The sequence below is a fragment of the Streptomyces sp. NPDC126503 genome (assembly GCF_040302405.1).
GTDB classification, from domain to species: Bacteria; Actinomycetota; Actinomycetes; order Streptomycetales; family Streptomycetaceae; genus Streptomyces; species Streptomyces gulbargensis.
The window spans coordinates 24,985-45,121 of record NZ_JBEORS010000020.1 but is presented as its reverse complement, the minus strand read 5'-3'; the positions used below and the strand labels follow the sequence as shown (position 1 = coordinate 45,121).

The following is a 20,137-nucleotide window of genomic DNA, read 5'->3' as shown; positions in this document are numbered from 1 at the left end:
TCAGACCGGAAGAAAGGGACGGTAGCCGGTGTCAACGCCGTTCTATGTCTCACCCCAGCAGGCCATGGCCGACCGGGCGGAGTACGCCCGCAAGGGCATCGCCCGCGGCCGCAGCCTCGTCGTCCTCCAGTACGCGGACGGCATCGTCTTCGTCGGCGAGAACCCCTCGCGGGCCCTCCACAAGTTCAGCGAGATCTACGACCGGATCGGGTTCGCCGCCGCCGGCAAGTACAACGAGTACGAGAACCTCCGCATCGGCGGCGTGCGCTACGCCGACCTGCGCGGTTACACCTACGATCGCGACGACGTCACGGCACGCGGCCTGGCCAACGTCTACGCGCAGACCCTGGGCACCATCTTCTCCAGCGCGGGCGAGAAGCCGTACGAGGTGGAGCTGGTCGTCGCCGAGGTCGGGACCGATCCCGAGGGCGACCAGATCTACCGGCTGCCGCACGACGGCTCGATCGTGGACGAGCACGGCTCGGTCGCGGTCGGCGGCAACGCGGAGCAGATCAGCGGTTTCCTCGACCAGCGGCACCGCGACGGCATGTCGCTCGCGGAGGCGCTGAAGCTGGCCGTGCAGGCCCTCTCGCGCGACACCAACGGCACGGAGCGGGAGATCCCCGCCGAGCGCCTGGAGGTGGCCGTCCTGGACCGTACGCGCCCCCAGCAGCGCAAGTTCAAGCGGATCGTCGGCCGGCAGCTCTCCCGCCTCCTGCAGGCGGACAACGCGGCGGTGACGAAGACGGACGAGCCCTCCGACGAGGCCCCGGAGGAGTAGGCCCCGTCCGTACCGAAGGGCCCCGGTCCCCGGACCGGGGCCCTTCGGCGTGCCGGGCCCGTGCCCTCACAGAGTCGGCGCGGGGCCGGAGGAGCCACGGGCGGCCAGGCTGACCGGCAGCAGCCCGGGCCGCGCCGGTTCGCCCGCGAGGACGGCGAGGAGCGCCTCCATGCCCCGCTCGCCGATGCGCTCGGCGGGCAGGGAGACGGTGGTCAGCTCGGGTTCCACGGCGGTCGCCAGGGCGAGGTCGTCGAAGCCCGTGACGGAGACGTCCTCGGGGACCCGCAGGCCCAGGCGGCGCAGGGCCTTGCAGGCGCCGGCGGCGAGGATGTCGTCGTCGCAGACGAGCGCGGTCGGACGGGGGCCGGGTTCCGCGAGCGCCCGCTCGGTGGCGGCCATGGCGCCGTGCACGTCCAGGGGGGCGCGGACGGTGCGTACGGAGAGCCCGGCGAGGGCCTCGGCGAGCGCGGCGGCCCGGACGTCGAAGGTCCAGGAGGGCACGGCGGAGGCCAGGTGCGCGAACCGGGTGTGCCCCAGCTCCCGGAGGTGCCGCGCCACCTGGCGCATGCCGTCGGCGACGTCCAGGTTGACGTGGGCGGCTGCTCCGCCGTCCGAGGGGTCGCTGTCCAGCATGACCAGCGGCAGATCGGTGTCCCGGAAGGCCTCCAGGGCGTCCGCCGCCATCGAGGAGGCGATGATCCCGTCCAGGGCGGCACGGGCCGAGGCGAAGGGGTCCCTGGCCGGACCGATGCCCTCGGGGGAGGGGTAGAGGACCACGCCGAAGCCGTGCCGGGCGGCGACGGCGGCGGCGCCGGTGTAGACGCGCGCGAAGAACTCGTTGGTGAGCGCCGGCACGACGAGCAGGGCGGTGCGCGTCCGGCCGAGACGGAGGTTGCGGGCGGCGAGGTTGGGCCGGTAGCCGAGCGCGGCGGCGGCCTCGCGCACGGACCCCGCGGTGCGCTCGGAGACCCGCCCGCGCCACTTGTCGCCGAGCACCAGGGAGACGGTGGCCTGCGAGACCCCGGCGGCGCGGGCCACGTCCCGGCTGGTGGGGCGGGCGCCGCCGGTCGGTTCGGGGGTCTGCACGGGGGCCTCCGGGGCGGTGGGTGAGGGGGTCCGCGGGGCGCCGCGGGTGGACCGTCGTACCGCCGACATGGTACGTATGACTGCGAAGTTATACGTAAAACCTCGGCGCGTTCCGGGGGAGGGGAGACCGACATGGCCACCGAGGCCCCGGCACACGGCGGCTATCTGGACATCCTCAGGGCCCCGCACGCGGCCCGCCTGCTGACGGGCACCCTCGTCGGCCGGCTGCCCAACGGCACCGGGCCCGTCGCGATGACCCTCTTCGTCCGCGACCAGGGCGGCAGCTACACCCTCGCGGGCGGCCTCATCGCCGCGTACGGCGTCGCCAACGCCGTCGGGCAGCCGCTCCTCGGACGTGCCGTCGACCTCAAGGGCCAGCCCCGCGTCCAGCTGCCCGCCGCGGTCCTCTCCGCCCTCGGCATGGCCCTCTTCGCCCTCACCGGCATCGGCCACCTGCCCCTGGCCTACGCCGCCGTCGTCCTCGCCGGCCTGTTCACCCCGCCGCTGGAGGGCGGTCTGCGCGCCCTCTGGCCGAGCGTCCTCGGCCGCGAGGACCGGGTCCACCGCGCGTACGCCCTCGACGCGGTCGCCCAGGAGGTCATGTTCACCGTCGGCCCGCTCCTGGTGACGCTTCTCGTGGCCCTGCGCTCACCCGCCGCCGCCCTGCTCGTGATCAACGCCCTCGGCGTCCTCGGCGCCCTCGCCGTCGTCCTCTCCGAGCCGTCCCGCGCCTGGCGCTCCGCGCCCCGCGAGGCCCACTGGCTCGGCGCCCTGCGGTCACCCGGCCTCCTCGCCCTGCTGGGCTCCTTCTTCTTCGTCGGGCTCGCCCTCGGCTCCATCACCGTCTCCGCCGTCGCCTACGCCGACGACCGGGGCGCCCCCGGCGTCTACGGCTGGCTGATGGCCGCGCTCGGCCTCGGCGCGCTCGCCGGCGGCGTCCTCTACGGCGCCCGGCAGTGGTCCGGAGCCCCCGAGCGGCGGCTGCGCGGCCTCGTCCTGCTCCTCGCCGTCTGCTACCTGCCCCTGCTGCTCACCCCGGGCCCGGCGGCCATGACCGGCCTCTCCGTGCTGTCCGGCGTCTTCCTCGCGCCCGCCCTCGCCTGCGCCTTCGTCGTCGTCGACCGGCACGCCCCGCGCGGCACCGTGACCGAGGCCTTCTCCTGGCTCGTGACCACCTTCGGCGTCGGCGCCGCCCTCGGCTCCGCCGTCGCCGGCCCGGCCGTCGAACTGGCCGGAACGGTCACCGGGTTCGCGGTGGCCGCGGCAGGCGGCCTGGTCGCCTTCCTGGTGCTCCTGGCCACCGGCCGCGCCCTGCGGGTCCCCCTCGACCCGGGCACCGGAACCGTCCCGGCCGCCCCCGCGGGCCCTGGCGACGCCGCGCGACACGCCGACCCGGGGGGCGCCCCGGAGGCCGTGCACACCGAAAAGAACGCCCGCTGAAGGAAAACGATCAGAACGGGAACGTCCAACCCGGTTTCAGCGCACGCCCTCAGGCGTAATGTTCAGACATGGACCGCCGCATTTTCGGGCTGGAGAACGAGTACGGCGTCACGTGCACGTTCAGGGGACAGCGCCGACTGTCACCTGACGAAGTGGCGCGCTACCTCTTCCGCCGTGTCGTGTCATGGGGCCGCAGCAGCAATGTCTTCCTGCGGAACGGCGCCCGCCTGTACCTCGACGTGGGTTCGCATCCGGAATACGCCACACCGGAATGCGACAACGTGACCGAACTGGTCACCCACGACAAGGCCGGCGAGCGCATTCTCGAGGGCCTGCTCGTCGACGCCGAACGCCGCCTGCACGAGGAGGGAATCGCGGGCGACGTCTATCTCTTCAAGAACAACACCGATTCGGCTGGAAACTCCTACGGCTGCCACGAGAACTATCTCGTCGCCCGGCACGGAGAGTTCTCCCGGCTCGCGGACATCCTCATTCCCTTCCTCGTCACGCGCCAGCTCATCTGCGGCGCGGGCAAGGTCCTCCAGACCCCGCGCGGCGCCGTCTACTGCGTCTCCCAGCGCGCCGAGCACATCTGGGAGGGCGTCAGCTCCGCGACCACCCGCTCGCGGCCCATCATCAACACCCGCGACGAGCCGCACGCCGACGCCGAGCGCTACCGCCGCCTCCACGTGATCGTCGGCGACTCCAACATGTCCGAGACGACCATGCTGCTCAAGGTCGGCGCCACCGACCTCGTGCTCCGCATGATCGAGGCCGGCACCGTGATGCGCGACCTGACCCTGGAGAACCCCATCCGGGCCATCCGCGAGGTCAGCCACGACATCACCGGCCAGCGCAAGGTCCGGCTGGCCAGCGGCCGCGAGGCCTCCGCCCTGGAGGTCCAGCGGGAGTACTTCGACAAGGCCTCCGACTTCGTCGACCGGCGCGGCATCCGCTCCGGCACGATCGCCCAGGTCCTGGAGCTGTGGGGCCGGGCCCTCGACGCGATCGAGTCCGAGCGGCTGGACCGCATCGAGACCGAGATCGACTGGGTCATGAAGTACAAGCTCATCGAGCGGTACCGGGCCAAGCACAACATGACCATGTCGAACCCGAGGGTCGCGCAGATAGACCTCGCCTACCACGACATCCACCGCCGCCGCGGCCTGTACTACCTGCTGCAGAAGAACGGCCAGGCGGCCCGGATCTGCAACGACCTGAAGATCTTCGAGGGCAAGTCGGTGCCCCCGCAGACCACCCGCGCCCGGCTCCGCGGCGACTTCATCCGGCGGGCCCAGGAGCAGCGGCGGGACTTCACCGTCGACTGGGTGCACCTCAAGCTGAACGACCAGGCGCAGCGGACGGTCCTGTGCAAGGACCCGTTCCGCTCCGTCGACGACCGGGTCGAGAAGCTGATCGCCGGAATGTAGGACCGCCGGCCGTACGAGGCCGCCGCCGGCCGCGTGGAGTCGTACGCGGCCACGGCGGTCGTACGACAGCGCGAGGGCCCCGCACCTCTGGTGTGCGGGGCCCTTCGACGTCACAGCGAGGTCCCCTAGAGTGTCGGGACAACTACAGTGCCGTCTGAGATCTGAGGAACACGTGCGCCGACTTGCCGGCCTTCTCGCCGTCCCGCTGCTGCTGCTCTCGACAGCCGCCTGCGGCACGGAGGAAAAGGGCTCCGAAACCGCCGCGATGACCAACGGACTGCCCGCGATCACCGCGGGCGCGAAGTTCGGGGAGAAGCCGACCCTCGCCAAGGGCGAGGGTGACCCGCCGAAGGAACTCAAGGTCAACGTCGTCAGCGAGGGCAAGGGCGCGGTCACGAAGAAGGGCGACGCGCTCCAGGTGAACTACCTGGGCCAGGCCTGGGACTCCACCACCCCCTTCGACAACAGCTTCGACCGCGGCCGCCCCTTCGACCTCACGCTCGGCGCCGGCCAGGTCATCAAGGGCTGGGACCAGGGCCTGGAGGGCCAGAAGGTCGGCAGCCGCGTCGAGATCGGCATCCCGCCGGAGCTCGGCTACGGCGCCCAGGGCCAGGGTGACATCAAGCCCAACGCCACCCTCGTCTTCGTCGTGGACATCCTCAAGGCGACCACGATCCCCAAGGCCGCCTCCGGCACCGAGGTCGCCCAGGAGAACAAGGACCTGCCCAAGGTCGGCACGAACACGGACGGCAAGGCTCCCTCGCTGACCGTTCCCAAGACGGACGAGCCCGCCAAGCTCGTCTCGAACTACGTGATCGAGGGCAAGGGCGAGGCGGTCAAGTCCACCGACACCCTGACCGTCCAGTACAAGGGCGTCCTGTGGAAGGACGGCAAGGAGTTCGACAGCTCCTACGCCCGTGGCGGCGTTCCGGCCACCTTCCAGCTGGCCGGCGTGATCCCGGGCTGGAGCAAGGGCCTGGAGGGCAAGAAGGTCGGCAGCCGCGTGCTGCTCGTCGTCCCGCCCGCCGACGGCTACGGCGACCAGGCGCAGGGTCCGATCCCCGCGAAGTCGACCCTGGTCTTCACCGTGGACATCCTGGCCAAGCAGTAGCGGGGTCCCCGCCAGCGGGGCACCCGCAGGGTAGGTTGTCCGGGTCGCGCGGGTCACCGTGCGCGCGATCCATCAGTTGAGGAGCACACTGCAGTGAGCATCGAGAAGCCCGAGGTCGACTTCCCGGGCGGCGAGCCGCCGGCCGATCTGGAGATCAAGGACATCTGGGAGGGCGACGGCGAGGTCGCCGAGGCCCGCGACCTGGTCAAGGTCCACTACGTGGGTGTGTCCTTCGACTCCGGCGAGGAGTTCGACGCCTCCTGGAACCGTGGCACCCCGCTCGAGTTCCAGCTCGGCGTCGGCCAGGTCATCCAGGGCTGGGACCAGGGCGTGCAGGGCATGAAGGTCGGCGGCCGCCGCCAGCTCGTCATCCCCGCGCACCTCGCGTACGGCGACCGCGGCGCCGGCGGCAAGATCGGCCCCGGCGAGACGCTGATCTTCGTCTGCGACCTCGTGGCCGTCACCAAGCGCTGACCCGCGCACCGCGTGACCGGTTCCGGTCGCCCGAGGGCCCCCGCTTCCCGAGGCGGGGGCCCTCGGCTTTTGCCCGGACACCCCGGGGCGGTACGGTCGGACGTCCGAGAACGGAAGACCGGGGAAGTGGGTGCAGGGCGTCGATGGCGATTGCCAAGGCCGAGCGGCTGATGAATCTGGCGCTGTGCCTGCTCGGGACGCGCCGCCCGCTGAGCAAGCGTGAGCTCCGGGGCTCCATCGAGGCCTACCTGGAAGCCGCCGGCGACGAGGCCTTCAACCGCATGTTCGAGCGGGACAAGGACGACCTGCGCGAGCTCGGCCTGGTGATCGAGACGGTCGAGAACCTCGACGGCGAGACCGGCTACCTGGCCCGCCGCGACTCCAACCGCCTGCCGCCCATCACCCTGGACGCCGAGGAGGCCGCCGCGCTCGGCCTCGCCGCCAAGGTGTGGCAGCAGGCCCGTCTCGCGGGCGCCGCCAGCGGGGCCCTCCAGAAACTCCGGGCCGCCGGCATGCCCGAGGCCGACGACACGTACGAGGCGCAGCCCAGCGCCCTCGAACCGCGCATCCCCGTCCACGAGGCGGCCTTCGAACCCCTCATGCTCGCCTGCCGCGACCGCCGGCCCGTCGTCTTCGACTACCGCAAGGCCAACTCCGCCCGCCCCGAGACCCGCCAGGTCGAGCCCTGGACCCTCGAATGCTGGCGCGGACACTGGTACCTGGCCGGGTGGGACCGGGACCGCGGGGCCGAGCGCGTCTTCCGTCTGTCCCGGATCACCGGCAAGGTCCGCTCCCGCGCCGGCGCCTTCACCGCGCCCGTCCCCGACGTCGTCACGGTCCGGGAGACCGTGGAGAGCTGGGCGGGGGAGACCGCCACCCGCTCCGCGCGCATCCGGCTCCGGGCCGGCTGCGGCTACCCGCTGCGGGCCCGCGCCCAGTCCGTGCGCGAGGGCGCGGACGGCTGGGACGAGCTGGAGATCCCGTACGGGCACGGCCTCGACGCCTGGCTCGTCGAGTTCGGCCCGGACGTCGTCGTACTGGAACCCGCCGATCTGCGGGCCGATGTGGTGGACCGGCTGCGCGCCGTGGCCAAGGGCTGAAGGGGAGGCGTACCGCATGGCGGCCAACGCGATCGACCAGACGAGGCGGATGCTGTCCCTCGTCACCTACCTCCGCGAGCGCCCGGGGGCGCACGTCGCCGACGTGGCGCGGGCCTTCGGGATCACCGAGGACGAGCTGATCTCGGACCTGGACGTGCTGCCCATGTGCGGCACCAGCTTCCGCGGCGGTGACCTGCTCGACATCGACACCGACGGCGACCGCATCTGGTGGCACAACCCGGACGACGTGGCCGCCCCGCTGCGGCTCGCCGCCGACGAGGCCACCGCGCTGCTCGTCGCGGCCCGGGCCGTGGCCACCCTCCCCGGGCTGCGCGAGAGCGACCGGGAGGCACTGCTGCGCGCCACCGCCAAGCTGGAGGCGGCGGCCGGCGAGGCGGCGGGCGCCAGCTCCCGGCTCTCCGTCACCTTCGAGTCCGAGGGCGGTGTCTTCGCCGAGGTCGACCGGGCCATCTCCGAGCGCAAGCGGCTCTGGCTCCGGTACTACTCGCCCGCTCGCGACGAACTCACCGAGCGGGAGGTGGACCCGATCCGGCTGTTCGCCGTCGGGCACACCTACATGGAGGCCTGGTGCCGCCTCTCCGAGGCGCGCCGGACGTTCCGCCTGGACCGGGTCGCGGAGATCCGGATCCTCGACGAGCACGCCGCGCCGCCCGAGCTGGAGCTGCGGGACCTCTCGGAGGGACTGGTCCAGCCGTCGGCGGACGACCCGGAGGTCGTGGTCGAGGTCGGTCCCGGCGGCCGCTGGGTCGCCGAGTACTACCCGCACGACAAGGCCGAGGAGCTGCCCGACGGCGGGCTGCGGATCACCCTGCGCACGCCCGACCCGGCCTCGCTGCGCCGGCTCGGCCTGCGCCTGGGCAGTGACGGGCGGATCGTCGCCCCGGCGGCGCTCGCCGACAGCGCCCGGGAGGCGGCCGCGGCGGCGCTCGCAGCGTACGACGGGATCTGAGGCCCCGCCGGGGCCCTGGTCGGGTGACACCGCGGGCCCCGGCGGCGCCGGCACCGACGTGCCGTCAGGGACGCGCCGGAGCGCGTGTCCCCGGGCGAGCGCGCCGGACGCGAGGAACACGGCCGCCGGCCACCAGGGACATGGGGGCCGGACGCGACGCTTCGCCCGCGAGGAGACGGGCCGAGCGGGACGCGTCGGCCCAGAGAGATGCGGCAGCCGAGGGAGATGAGCTGAATGTCCGTGATGTCCGGCCTGATGGCGCCGACGGCCCCCGTCCTCTTCAAGGCGGCCTGCCCCGACTGCCGCTCCCGCTTCGAACTCTCCCCCTCCGCCCTGCGCCTCGCCATCGGCGCCAGCCGCCGCACCACCTTCTACTCCTTCACCTGCCCCGCCTGCGGCAGCGCCGTCCGCAAGCCCGCCGGCGAACGGATCGTGGAACTGCTCACCGGCGGGGGCGTCCGCACCCTCCGCCTCCACACCACGCCCCGCACCACCGCCTGAACGCGGCCGACGACGGTCTAGGCTCAGCACATGTTCTGGCCCATGCTCGCCATCGCCCTCGGTTTCCTCGGCCTCGCCGTCCTCGGCATCCTCGGGATCAAGGTCTTCGTGGAGGTCCAGCGCCTCGGCCGTCAAGTGGCCCGCACCACACAGCGCATCCAGCAGGCCGCCGAGGAACTCGAGGACGCCGCCACCGACCTGGCCCGAACAGGCGAGGCCCTGCGCTGAGTCGGAGCCGTACGCTGCGGGAAGACCCCGCCGGCGCTCCACGGCGGACGCAATCGCGCGTATGCACGGGCATTGCCCCGCGTTTACTCGTGCGGGTTACGATCGCAGACAGCGCGGTGGCCGGACCCCGTCCGACCCGCCGGGCACCGCACGTCCATGTCGCCTCGGTGAAGAAGGTAAACAGCTATGGGTAGGCTCGGCCCCACCGAGATCATCCTCATCCTCGTCGTCATCATCCTGCTGTTCGGCGCCAAGAAGCTCCCGGACATGGCCCGCTCCCTGGGCAAGTCGGCCCGCATCCTCAAGAGCGAGGCCAAGGCGATGAAGTCCGAGGAACAGCAGAGCGCGCCCGCCGACCCGCCGCACCCCGGAGCCCAGGACCCGCAGCCCGCGCCGCGTACCATCCAGGCCGCTCCTGGTGACGTGACCAGCTCGCGTCCCGTGACGGAGCCCTCGGACACCACCAAGCGCTGACCCGGTCCGCCGCGGCCGCCGCACCGGGCGGCGGCCTGCCGCACGAGATGAGGACGTGGGTTGCTCAAGTCTGCCCGCAAGCAGGAGAGGGATCCCGAGGGCCGCATGCCCCTCGTGGAACACCTGCGTGAACTCCGCAACCGCCTGGCGAAAGGCCTCCTGGCCGTCGCGGCGGTGACGGTCGTTGCCCTCGTGTACAGCGAGGAGCTGATGCAGTTCCTGACGAAATCGGTGCCCACCTGCGCACCGGGCGTCACCAGTGACGGCGGCAACTGCGCGATCGTCTCCTTCAACACGCTGATGGCCCCCTTCAGCACGACGATCCAGCTGTCCCTGACGGTGGGCCTCGTCGTGGCCAGTCCCATCTGGCTGTACCAGCTGTGGGCCTTCGTCGCGCCCGGACTGCACAGGAACGAGAAGAAGTACACGTACGCCTTCGTCGGCGCCGCCGTCCCGCTGTTCAGCGCGGGCGCCTACCTCGCGTACCTCATCCTCCCCATCAGCGTGAAGGTCCTCATCAGCCTCACGCCCAGCGGCTCCGCGAACATCCTCTCGCTCGGTGACGTCCTCGACTTCACCCTGCGCATGGTGCTCGTCTTCGGCCTCGCCTTCGAGCTCCCGCTCATCCTGGTGATGCTCAACCTGACCGGTGTCCTCACCGGCCGCCGCATGGCCGGCTGGTGGCGCGGCGTGATCATGGGCGTCTTCGTCTTCGGCGCCGTCATCACCCCCACCACCGACCCCGTCGGCATGATCGCCCTCGCCGGGCCCATCACCGTCCTCTATTTCGGGGCCGTCGCCTTCTCGCTCCTGAACGACCGGCGGCGCCGGCGCAACAACCCCGACGCGGAACTGGACGACGACCAGGCCTCGGTGCTCGACCTCACCCCCGAGGCGGTCGGCGCCGTCGAACCCGTCACCACGGTCCCCGCCCTGCCGGAGCAGGCGGCCTCCGAGCCCGAGGCGCGCGGAGCCCAGCGCCCCGGCGGATACGACGACATCACCTGAGCCGCGCTCGCAAGGTCCCCCCGGACTCCGTCCGGGGGGACCTTTCCATGAGCGGCGACATCCCCGCCCCCGGCCGTCGCACCCACCGTGCCCGCTCGCTCACGGGCCGCATCCCCCGGGATAAAGATCGCGTCAGTGTCGGAGGGGGCGGGTAGGCTCGAGAACAAGATGACAGAGGACCTCACACCAGCCGAGGCGTACGCGGCCGCTCGCGCCCGCAACGCCGAGCAGGCCACGGCGCTGGCCCCCTTCCGCGAGATGTACGAGTTCGGTCTGGACCCCTTCCAGATCGAGGCCTGCCAGGCGCTCGAGGCGGGCAAGGGCGTGCTCGTCGCCGCCCCCACGGGCTCCGGCAAGACCATCGTCGGCGAGTTCGCCGTCCACCTCGCCCTGACCCAGGGCCGCAAGTGCTTCTACACGACCCCCATCAAGGCGCTGTCGAACCAGAAGTACGCCGATCTCGTCAAGCGGTACGGCAACGCGAAGGTCGGCCTGCTGACCGGTGACAACAGCGTCAACGGCGACGCCCCCATCGTCGTCATGACCACCGAAGTCCTCCGCAACATGCTGTACGCGGGGTCCCAGGCCCTCTCCGGCCTCGGTTACGTGGTGATGGACGAGGTCCACTACCTCTCCGACCGGTTCCGGGGAGCCGTCTGGGAGGAAGTGATCATCCACCTCCCCGAGTCGGTGACCCTCGTCTCCCTCTCGGCGACCGTCTCCAACGCGGAGGAGTTCGGCGACTGGCTGGACACGGTCCGGGGCGACACCGAGGTCATCGTCTCCGAGAGCCGCCCCGTACCCCTGTGGCAGCACGTCCTGGCCGGCCGCCGGATGTACGACCTCTTCGAGGAGGAGACCGACCACGGCGGCCGCGGCGCCGCCCGCCGCGAGGTCAACCCCGACCTCCTCCGCCTCGCCCGCACCGAGAACACGCGCACGTACAACCCGCGCGACCGGCGCCGCGGCAAGATGGTCCGGGAGGCCGACCGCGAGCGCGAGCGCCGCCAGCGCTCCCGCATCTGGACCCCCGGCCGCCCCGAGGTCATCGAGCGCCTCGACGCCGAGGGCCTGCTGCCCGCCATCACCTTCATCTTCAGCCGCGCCGGCTGCGAGGCCGCCGTCCAGCAGTGCCTCTACGCCGGACTGCGCCTCAACGACGACGAGGCCCGCCGCCGCGTCCGCGAGATCGTCGAGGAGCGGACCGCGTCGATCCCCACCGAGGACCTCCACGTCCTCGGCTACTACGAATGGCTCGAAGGCCTGGAGCGGGGCATCGCCGCCCACCACGCCGGCATGCTCCCGACCTTCAAGGAGATCGTCGAGGAACTCTTCGTACGCGGTCTCGTCAAGGCCGTCTTCGCCACCGAGACCCTCGCCCTCGGCATCAACATGCCCGCCCGCTCCGTCGTCCTGGAGAAGCTCGTCAAGTGGAACGGCGAGCAGCACGCCGACATCACCCCCGGCGAGTACACCCAGCTCACCGGACGCGCCGGCCGCCGCGGCATCGACGTCGAGGGTCACGCGGTCGTGCTCTGGCAGCGCGGCCTCGACCCGGGCCACCTCGCCGGCCTCGCCGGCACGCGCACCTACCCCCTGCGCTCCAGCTTCAAGCCCTCGTACAACATGGCGGTCAACCTGGTCGACCAGTTCGGCCGGCACCGCTCGCGCGAGCTCCTGGAGACCTCCTTCGCCCAGTTCCAGGCGGACCGCTCCGTGGTGGGCATCTCCCGCCAGGTCCAGAAGAACGAGGAGGGGCTCGCCGGCTACCGGGAGGGCATGACGTGCCACCTCGGTGATTTCGAGGAGTACGCGCGGCTCCGCCGCGAGCTGAAGGACCGCGAGACCGAACTGGCCAAGCAGGGCGCCGCCCAGCGCCGGGCCCAGGCCGCCGCCTCGCTGGAGAAGCTCAAGCCCGGAGACGTCATCCACGTCCCCACCGGCAAGTTCGCGGGCCTCGCGCTGGTCCTCGACCCGGGCATCCCCGCCGGGCGCACCAACGGCCACCGGGGCCTCGAGTACCACGACGGGCCGCGCCCGCTGGTCCTCACCGCCGAGCGGCAGGTCAAGAGGCTCGCCTCCATCGACTTCCCCGTCCCGGTGGAAGCCCTGGAGCGCATGCGGATCCCCAAGTCCTTCAACCCGCGCTCACCGCAGTCCCGCCGCGACCTCGCCTCGGCCCTGCGCACCAAGGCCGCACACCTCAACCCCGAGCGGCACCGCAGACAGCGCGCCGCGGCCGCGGACGATCGCGAGATCGCCCGGCTGCGCACCGAGATCCGCGCCCACCCCTGCCACGGCTGCGACGAGCGCGAGGACCACGCCCGCTGGGCCGAGCGCTTCCACCGGCTGCAGCGCGACACCCGGCAGCTGGAGCGGCGCATCGAGGGCCGGACGAACACCATCGCCCGCACCTTCGACCGGATCGTCGCGCTCCTCACCGAACTCGACTACCTGCGCGGCGACGAGGTGACCGAGCACGGCAAGCGGCTCGCCCGCCTCTACGGCGAACTGGACCTGCTGGCGAGCGAATGCCTGCGCGAACGGGTCTGGGAGGGCCTCAAGCCGGCCGAACTCGCCGCCTGCGTCTCGGCCCTGGTGTACGAGTCGCGCCAGGCCGACGACGCCGTCGCACCCAAGCTGCCCACCGGGAACGCGAAGGCCGCCCTCGGCGAGATGGTCCGCATCTGGGGCCGTCTCGACGCCCTGGAGGAGGAGTTCAGGATCAACCAGGCGGAGGGCGTCGGACAGCGTGAGCCCGATCTCGGCTTCGCCTGGGCGGCCTACCAGTGGGCCTCCGACAAGAGCCTCGACGAGGTGCTGCGGGAGGCCGGGATGCCGGCCGGTGACTTCGTCCGCTGGTGCAAGCAGGTCATCGACGTCCTCGGCCAGATCGCGGCGGCCGCGCCGGCGGAGAACAGCACCGTCTCCAAGAACGCGCGGAAGGCCGTCGAGGGGCTGCTGCGCGGGGTCGTCGCCTACAGCTCGGTGAGCTGACGGGCTGTCCGACACGGGTGGGACAGGGACCGGGACGGTACCGGCCCGGTCGAGGGGAAGGGCCCCGGCGCGTTGTCGCGCCGGGGCCCTTCGCCGTTAACGGGACCGCGCGGGCGGAGTGTTGGCGCCGGTCGTTCGTCCACAGGCGGTTGTCCACAGGGCTGGCGCGGGGGCGGGCGGTCGGCTTGCATGGACTCGCACACACGCACAGGGCACCGTCAGTTGGGGAGGGGACGTACGTGACCACGCAGACAGGTCCCGGCACCGGGACACGCGCGCAGCCGACCGCGACCATCACCGAGGGTCCGCGCGGCGTGCCGCTCCTCGGGAACCTGCCCGCCTTCGGCAAGAACCCCCTCGCCTTCTTCGAACAGCTCCGGGCCCGCGGAGACATGGTCCGCTGGCGCTTCGGGCGCCGGCCCGCCCTCTTCGTCGCCGACCCGGACACCATCGGGGAACTCCTCACGGAGGTCGAGCGGACCTTCGACCAGCCCGACCTCGGCATCGCCTTCCGCACCCTCCTCGGCAACGGCGTGGTCGTCGCCAAGGGCGCCGACTGGCGGCGCAGACGCTCCCTCGTCCAGCCCTCCGTCCGCCCCAAGCAGGTCCGTTCGTACGCGGCGACGATGAGCGAATGCGCCGTCGCCCTCGCCGACCGGTGGACGGACGGGCAGCGCGTCGACATCAAGAAGGAGATGGCGGCACTCACCCAGCTCATCGCCGTCCGCACCATCTTCGGCGTGGACACGGCCGCCGACACCGAGGCCATCGGCCGGGCCATGGACATCGCCCAGAAGGAGATCGGCGCCGAATTCAGCGGCATCGGCGCCCTGCTGCCCGACTGGGTGCCCACCCCCGGGCGCGCCCGCGTCAAGCGGGCCACCGCCGTCATCGACGCCGAGGTGTCCCGGGTGGTCGCCCGCCACCGGGCCGGTGACACCGACCGGCCCGACCTGCTCAGCCGGCTCCTCGCCGCCCGGGACGAGACCGGCGCCCCCCTCTCCGACCGGGAGATCCGCGACGAGACCGTCACCCTGTACATCGGCGGACACGAGACCACCAGCTCCACCCTCGTCTGGGCCTGGTACCTCCTCTCCCGCAACCCCCGGGTCCGCGCCGCCCTCACCGAGGAGCTGGACCGGGTCCTCGCGGACCACGAGCCCGGACACGACGACTACGCCTCCCTGCCGTACACGCAGGCGGTGGTGAAGGAGACGCTCCGGCTCTACCCGACGGTCTGGCTGATCACCGGCATCGCCAAGGAGGGCGCCACCCTCGGCGGCACCCCCGTCCCGGCCGGAACCCGCGTCTGGTCCAGCCAGTGGGCCACCCACCGCGACCCCCGCTGGTACGGCGACGCGGAAGCGTTCCGTCCCGAGCGCTGGCTCACCGACGAGGACGGCGAGCCCGCCGAACGGATCCCCGAGTACGCCTGGTTCCCGTTCGGTGGCGGCCCCCGGGTCTGCCTCGGCACGCGCTTCGCCCTGGTCGAAGCAGTCCTCGTCCTGGCGGTCCTGGCCCGCCGTCACCAGGTGGACGTGGCCGCCGACGAGATACGCCCGGTCCCGAGCCTGACCCTCCAGCCGGACCGCGAGGTGATCGCCACGGTGCGGACGAGGACCTGACCGGACCTCAAGGGGCAGGGGCCGCCGGGTGGGCGGAGGCGAGCGCCGTGGCAAGGGCGCGCAACCCGTCCACGCGGAGCACGCGTCCGCCGAAGCCGGGCAGCGGGACGTGAAGGGGGTCGGTCCAGGAGGACGGGATCGCCCCTGCCCCGTACACCGCGCCCGCCAGGGTGCCCGTGACGGCGGCCACGGTGTCGGTGTCCCCGCCCAGGTCGACGGCGGCCGTCAGGGCCTCCACGAAGCCGTGGGTGGTGCGCAGCGCCCACACGGCGGAGCCGAGGCAGGGCCAGACGGCTCCGTTGAACTCGGTGGCGTCCGCCGGTGACCAGTCGGGCGCGAGGACGGCCGCCCAGCGTTCGCGCTGGGCGGGGGCGACCTCGGCGAGCGCGTGGGGCAGGGCGCCGAGGGGGTCACCGCCGAGGAGTGCCACGCGTACCAGTTCGTGCAGGAGCGCCGTGCCCTCCCAGGTCGCCGGGTCGCCGTGGGTGAGGGCGGCGATCCGCCGGGCCGCGTCCATGGTCGCCGCCCGGCCCTCCGGAGCGAAGTACACGGCGGAGGTCGAGGCCCGCATCAGCGAGCCGTTGCCTGCCGCCCACCCCTCCACCTGGAAGTCGAGCGCCGCGGCCCGGTCCCACGGCTCGTGGCCGAGGAGCACCCGCTCGGTCTGCAGGCCGATGTCCTTGGGGTCGGCCGCAGCCCACCGCCGGAACCGGCCGAACAGGTCCGGCGGATCCAGTCCGGCACGTTCGAGAAGGGACTCACCGACCAGAACGGCCATCTGTGTGTCGTCCGTCGCCTCCCCCGGATCCCAGCCGCCGCCACCGCACGGCTCTCCGATGCCGTCGGGAAAGCGGGCACGGTACGCCCCCGGGGGCCCGAACTCGAAGGGGGCGCCCAGAGCGTCACCGACGGCCGCACCGAGAACGGCGCCGACGGCCCGGTCGAGGAAGGTCATGAACGCATCCTGGCAGACCCCGCCGGGCCCGGGTCGGGGGCGGGCGGTGCGGGCAGGGACCGCGCGGGAGAGCGGAGGGAGAGGACGGAACCGGCCACGGCGGCCAGGAGGATCACCCCGGCGGTGGCGAGGGTGAGGCCGTCCGGTTCCAGCAGGGGCTGACCGCGCAGTGCCTGCCAGGTCAACAGGGCGAAGACCGCCGTGTACGCCCCGGCTGCGGTCACGACCAGCCGCAGCCGGATCCGTTCGTCGGCGAGCCGGCCGAAGCGGGGGGCGAGCACGGTGAGGACGAGCAGCAGGAGGGGGAGCAGCTGAAGCGCGTGCATCCCGAAGAAGTGGGCGACGCGCAGGTCGCCGCCGGTCGTCGCCCACCCGGTCACCGGCATGGAGGGGCCGCCGTCCGGGACGCCGACGCTGTGGGCGCCGACGACGGGCGGGTTCTCGGCCGCCCGCTGCTCCGGGGTCGGCCGCACCATCAGGAAGCCGATGGCGGCGCCCGCGAGGGCGAGGAAGGAGGAGAGGCGGACGGCCCATGCGGTGGCGCGGTCGAGCATCCGGGCGCGCAGCAGCAGCACGGCGACGACCAGGGCGGCCACCCAGAGCACGACGACCGTCAGGCCCATGATCCGGAAGACGGCGGCGTCGAAGGGCGTCGCCTGATTGAAGTGGCTTTGGGTGCCCCGTACCACCTGGAGGGTGATGAGGACCATCTCCACCGCACCGGCCACGGTGATGACGGTGCCCGCCCACCGGCCTGCCCGCCGGGCGGTGGGCGGCAGCAGCGACAGCATCCAGGCGAGGGAGAGGGCGTAGGCGATGAACGAGACCGCGAATTTCAGCGGTTTGGACCAGATCGGCGCGCCCACGAGTGTCCGGTCGTCGAGGACGAGCCCGCCGACGCAGACGAGGGCGAACACGGCCATCGTTCCGGCGAACCACAGGAGGGGCCGATGGAGACGGCGATCGGCCACGGGCAGGTACGAGGACATACGGATCCCCCAAGTAATAGATAGTGGCACTAGCTGCTATCTGATAGCCCCACTATCTATGATGGAGTGTGGGCCGGCAAGGCCCGGGAGGAACGGGAAAGGTGAACGCGCCGTGCGCATCGGAGAGTTGAGCCGCAGGACCGGGGTCTCGGTGCCCACGATCAAGTTCTACGTCCGGGAGGGCCTGCTGCCCGCGGGTCGGCTGACGAGCCCGAACCAGGCCTCGTACGAGGAGGACCACGTGCGGCGGCTCCGGCTGATCAGGGCGCTCCTCGATGTCGGCGGCCTCTCCGTGGCGGCGATCCGTGAGGTGATCGCGGCCATCGACGACCCGGAACAGCCCGTGCACAAGATGCTCGGCGAGGCCGCCGCCCGCCTGGTCCCGCGGTACGAGCGCGCCTCGGACGGGCGTGCCGGGGACGGAGGCGCCGCGGAGGGGAGCGCCGCCGTGGCCCGCGCGCGGGTGGAGGGGATCATCGCGGCGCGGGGGTGGCGGGCGTACCAGGGCAACCCGGCGGGGGAGGCCCTCGTCGCGGCGCTCCAGGCCCTCGAAGAGGTCGGCCACGGCCGGTTCGCGGAGGTCCTGGACGTCTACGCCGAGGCCGCGGAAAGGGTGGCGCGCGCGGACCTGGAGTACGTGGCACGCAATGTGGCCCGCGAGGACCTGGTGGAAAGCGTCGTCGTCGGTACTGTCCTGGGCGACGCCGTCTTCGAGTCGCTGCGCCGCCTGGCCCACGTCGACGCCTCGGACCGTCTCTTCGGCCGCGAGGGGGCGCCGGGCGAGGCCCCCGGGCCGGTGTCACCCGACGGCGACTGAGGGGCGCGGACGGGCCCACCCGTGCGGCGCAGTCGAGCACGCCCGTTTCGAGGAGACCGCCGCTCCCGCGCGGTGGGCCCCGCGCCGCCCGTGCGGTCCTCACGCGCAAGGGCCCCCGTGCGCTGCCGGGGAGGCGGCGGACGGGGGCCCAGGGGTGTGTGGGGGAGGGCGGTCAGCGTTCCTGTTCGCGTTCGACCTGCTCGTTCCACTCGCGCTTGATCGCGCGCCAGGCCTCGTCGGTCTTGCCCTGGCGCCAGTAGCCCGAGATGGAGAGCCGTTCGCGCGGGACGCCCCGGTCGAGGCGCAGGTGACGGCGGAGTTCCTTCACGAAGCCGGCCTCGCCGTGGACGAAGGCGTGAACGTCGCCCGGCGGGAAGTCCAGGCCCCGCACGGCCTCCACCAAGGCCTCGCCCACGGGGCGGTCCCCCCGGTGCAGCCAGGTCACGTCCACCCCCGCCGCCGTGGCGAACTTCTGCTCCTCCGCCGCGTCCGCGATCTCCAGGAAGGCGTGCACCCGCGCCCCCTCCGGAAGCCGCTCCAGCGCCACCGCGATGGCCGGCAGCGCGCTCTCGTCGCCCGCGAGCAGGTGCCAGTCCGCCGCCGGGTCCGGGGCGTACCCGCCGCCCGGCCCCAGGAAGCGCACGGTCTCGCCGGCCCGGGCCCGCGCGGCCCACGGCCCGGCCAGGCCCTCGTCGCCGTGGACGACGAAGTCCACGGTCAGCTCGCGGTCGACCGGATCCCAGGCCCGCACGGTGTACGTCCGCGTGGTCGGCCACTGCTCCCTGGGGAACTCGGCCCGGATCCGCTCCATGTCGAAGGGCTCCGGGTAGTCCACCCCCTCCGGGGCGAACAGCAGCTTGACGTAGTGGTCGGTGTACTCCCCGGCGTCGAAGCCGGCGAGACCGGGACCGCCGAGGACGACCCGCACCATGTGCGGAGTGATCCGCTCGGTGCGCACCACACGGGCTTCGGTGGCCTTCGGTGCCTTGCGTGCGGGCTGCTCTGCCACGACGGGCTCTCCTGACTCTGCGTACTTAGGTTAACCTAAGCTAGCACTCCCGGTCGCGGACGATCCAACACCGCGTCAGCGGCCGGCGAGCACCGGAAGCAGCCGACCCACCGCCCCGCCCAGCCCCCAGCGCGCCACGAGCGCCTCCAGGGCCGCCGGGTCCCGGGGCGCGCCCGGCAGCGCCGGATCGAACTCCGGCAGGGGCGCGTCGGAGGCGACCCGCACCACCGTCGGCGCCACGTCCAGGTAGGCGGCGGCCTCCACGATCCCGCGCCGCTTGGCCGGCGTGAGCTTCGACGTCCGGTCCACCGCCGCGGCCCGGACCCCCGCCAGGTCCCCGTACTCGGTGATCAGCTGCGCGGCCGTCTTCTCGCCGATGCCCTTCACCCCGGGCAGCCCGTCGCTGGCGTCGCCCCGCAGGGCGGCGAAGTCCGCGTACTGGTCGGGCCGCACCCCGTACTTCGCCGCGATCAGCTTCCCGTCGACCAGGTCGCAGTCGCCGACGCCCTTGCGCGGGTAGAGGACCCGCACCTCCCGGGCGTCGTCCACCAGCTGGAAGAGGTCGCGGTCGCCGGTCACGATGTCCACCGGCCCCGTGGCGCGCGCGGTGAGCGTGCCGATGACGTCGTCCGCCTCGTACCCCGCCGCCCCGACCCGCGCGATCCCGAGCGCCGCCAGCACCGCCTCGATGACCGGCACCTGCGGCGACAGGGTGTCCGGGATCTCCTCCTCGTCGGGGCCGGTCTCCGTCTCCACCGCCACCCGGTGCGCCTTGTACGAGGGGATCAGGTCCACCCGCCACTGCGGCCGCCAGTCGTCGTCCCAGCACGCCACCAGGTCGTCGGGCCGGTGGTCCTGCACGAGCCGGGCGATGAAGTCGAGCAGCCCGCGCACGGCGTTGACCGGGGTGCCGTCCGGGGCCCGGACGGAGTCGGGCACACCGAAGTAGGCGCGGAAGTAGAGGCTGGCGGTGTCGAGGAGCATCAGGCGTCGCGTCACAGCGCCCGATCTTAGGCTCGCCCCGCCCTCGCCGCGCCCCGCGCGAGCCCGCACCCGCCGCCGCGCCCAGACCCCCGCCGCGCCCAGACCCCCACCCCGCCCGAGCCCGCACCCGCCGCCCCACCCGGACCCCCGCCCCGCCC

At 72.8% G+C, this 20,137-nt stretch carries 19 protein-coding genes; 14 read left to right on the top strand and 5 right to left on the bottom strand.

Going from position 1 to position 20,137, the window contains the following annotated elements; translation table 11 throughout:
* Window positions 1–28 precede the first annotated feature (28 nt).
* Complete coding sequence (gene prcA, locus ABTY40_RS23595; protein ID WP_345282433.1) at window positions 29–781, top strand: proteasome subunit alpha; 753 nt, start codon at window positions 29–31, stop codon at window positions 779–781.
* 66 nt (window positions 782–847) lie between these two features.
* Here the strand turns inward: prcA and ABTY40_RS23590 are convergent, their stop codons facing one another.
* Window positions 848–1,867: a LacI family DNA-binding transcriptional regulator gene (locus tag ABTY40_RS23590; RefSeq protein ID WP_352061341.1), complete on the bottom strand. Its 1,020-nt coding sequence runs from the start codon at window positions 1,865–1,867 to the stop codon at window positions 848–850.
* A 132-nt stretch (window positions 1,868–1,999) separates the two neighbouring features.
* On the opposite strand from ABTY40_RS23590, the gene ABTY40_RS23585 reads away from it, so the two are divergent.
* From ABTY40_RS23585 to ABTY40_RS23530, 12 genes are all read left to right on the top strand, one after another.
* Window positions 2,000–3,307, top strand: a complete 1,308-nt coding sequence (locus tag ABTY40_RS23585) for an MFS transporter (protein WP_352061340.1) — start codon at window positions 2,000–2,002, stop codon at window positions 3,305–3,307.
* Between the two features lie 68 nt (window positions 3,308–3,375).
* The gene (gene pafA, locus ABTY40_RS23580; protein ID WP_345282427.1) at window positions 3,376–4,737 is read left to right on the top strand and encodes a Pup--protein ligase; all 1,362 of its coding nucleotides are present in this window, start codon (window positions 3,376–3,378) and stop codon (window positions 4,735–4,737) included.
* 172 nt (window positions 4,738–4,909) lie between these two features.
* Window positions 4,910–5,848 carry an FKBP-type peptidyl-prolyl cis-trans isomerase gene (locus ABTY40_RS23575; protein WP_352061339.1) on the top strand — a complete coding sequence of 313 codons (939 nt, stop codon included), beginning with the start codon at window positions 4,910–4,912 and terminating at the stop codon, window positions 5,846–5,848.
* 93 nt (window positions 5,849–5,941) lie between these two features.
* Window positions 5,942–6,322, top strand: coding sequence for an FKBP-type peptidyl-prolyl cis-trans isomerase (locus ABTY40_RS23570; protein ID WP_352061338.1), 381 nt, complete (start codon window positions 5,942–5,944; stop codon window positions 6,320–6,322).
* A gap of 143 nt (window positions 6,323–6,465) precedes the next feature.
* The gene (locus ABTY40_RS23565) at window positions 6,466–7,422 is read left to right on the top strand and encodes a helix-turn-helix transcriptional regulator (RefSeq protein ID WP_352061337.1); all 957 of its coding nucleotides are present in this window, start codon (window positions 6,466–6,468) and stop codon (window positions 7,420–7,422) included.
* Between the two features lie 16 nt (window positions 7,423–7,438).
* A complete protein-coding gene (locus tag ABTY40_RS23560) occupies window positions 7,439–8,392 on the top strand; it encodes a helix-turn-helix transcriptional regulator (protein ID WP_345282419.1) in 954 nt (317 codons plus the stop codon).
* Between the two features lie 234 nt (window positions 8,393–8,626).
* A complete protein-coding gene (locus ABTY40_RS23555) occupies window positions 8,627–8,893 on the top strand; it encodes a CpXC domain-containing protein (RefSeq protein ID WP_345282417.1) in 267 nt (88 codons plus the stop codon).
* 30 nt (window positions 8,894–8,923) lie between these two features.
* Entirely contained in the window at window positions 8,924–9,121 is a 198-nt protein-coding gene (locus ABTY40_RS23550; RefSeq protein ID WP_352061336.1) for a hypothetical protein, read from the top strand.
* Window positions 9,122–9,307: 186 nt separating this feature from the next.
* Window positions 9,308–9,595, top strand: a complete 288-nt coding sequence (gene tatA / locus ABTY40_RS23545; protein WP_352061335.1) for a Sec-independent protein translocase subunit TatA — start codon at window positions 9,308–9,310, stop codon at window positions 9,593–9,595.
* A 60-nt stretch (window positions 9,596–9,655) separates the two neighbouring features.
* Entirely contained in the window at window positions 9,656–10,603 is a 948-nt protein-coding gene (gene tatC, locus ABTY40_RS23540) for a twin-arginine translocase subunit TatC (RefSeq protein WP_502990653.1), read from the top strand.
* A 168-nt stretch (window positions 10,604–10,771) separates the two neighbouring features.
* Window positions 10,772–13,600 carry a DEAD/DEAH box helicase gene (locus tag ABTY40_RS23535; protein WP_309056270.1) on the top strand — a complete coding sequence of 943 codons (2,829 nt, stop codon included), beginning with the start codon at window positions 10,772–10,774 and terminating at the stop codon, window positions 13,598–13,600.
* A 239-nt stretch (window positions 13,601–13,839) separates the two neighbouring features.
* On the top strand, window positions 13,840–15,225 hold the full coding sequence (locus ABTY40_RS23530; RefSeq protein ID WP_352061334.1) for a cytochrome P450: 1,386 nt from the start codon (window positions 13,840–13,842) through the stop codon (window positions 15,223–15,225).
* Between the two features lie 7 nt (window positions 15,226–15,232).
* Here the strand turns inward: ABTY40_RS23530 and ABTY40_RS23525 are convergent, their stop codons facing one another.
* On the bottom strand, window positions 15,233–16,180 hold the full coding sequence (locus tag ABTY40_RS23525) for an ADP-ribosylglycohydrolase family protein (RefSeq protein WP_352061333.1): 948 nt from the start codon (window positions 16,178–16,180) through the stop codon (window positions 15,233–15,235).
* Window positions 16,177–17,103 carry a hypothetical protein gene (locus ABTY40_RS23520; protein WP_352061332.1) on the bottom strand — a complete coding sequence of 309 codons (927 nt, stop codon included), beginning with the start codon at window positions 17,101–17,103 and terminating at the stop codon, window positions 16,177–16,179. Before ABTY40_RS23520 ends, ABTY40_RS23525 begins: the two co-directional genes overlap by 4 nt.
* A gap of 178 nt (window positions 17,104–17,281) precedes the next feature.
* Here ABTY40_RS23520 and ABTY40_RS23515 point away from each other — a divergent pair, with 178 nt between their 5' ends.
* Window positions 17,282–17,986, top strand: a complete 705-nt coding sequence (locus tag ABTY40_RS23515; protein ID WP_352061331.1) for a MerR family transcriptional regulator — start codon at window positions 17,282–17,284, stop codon at window positions 17,984–17,986.
* Window positions 17,987–18,158: 172 nt separating this feature from the next.
* On the opposite strand, the gene ABTY40_RS23510 is transcribed toward ABTY40_RS23515, so the two are convergent.
* Both ABTY40_RS23510 and ABTY40_RS23505 read right to left on the bottom strand, forming a co-directional pair.
* A complete protein-coding gene (locus tag ABTY40_RS23510) occupies window positions 18,159–18,995 on the bottom strand; it encodes a siderophore-interacting protein (RefSeq protein ID WP_352061330.1) in 837 nt (278 codons plus the stop codon).
* 75 nt (window positions 18,996–19,070) lie between these two features.
* Entirely contained in the window at window positions 19,071–19,979 is a 909-nt protein-coding gene (locus ABTY40_RS23505) for a 5'-3' exonuclease (protein WP_352061398.1), read from the bottom strand.
* Window positions 19,980–20,137 lie beyond the last annotated feature (158 nt).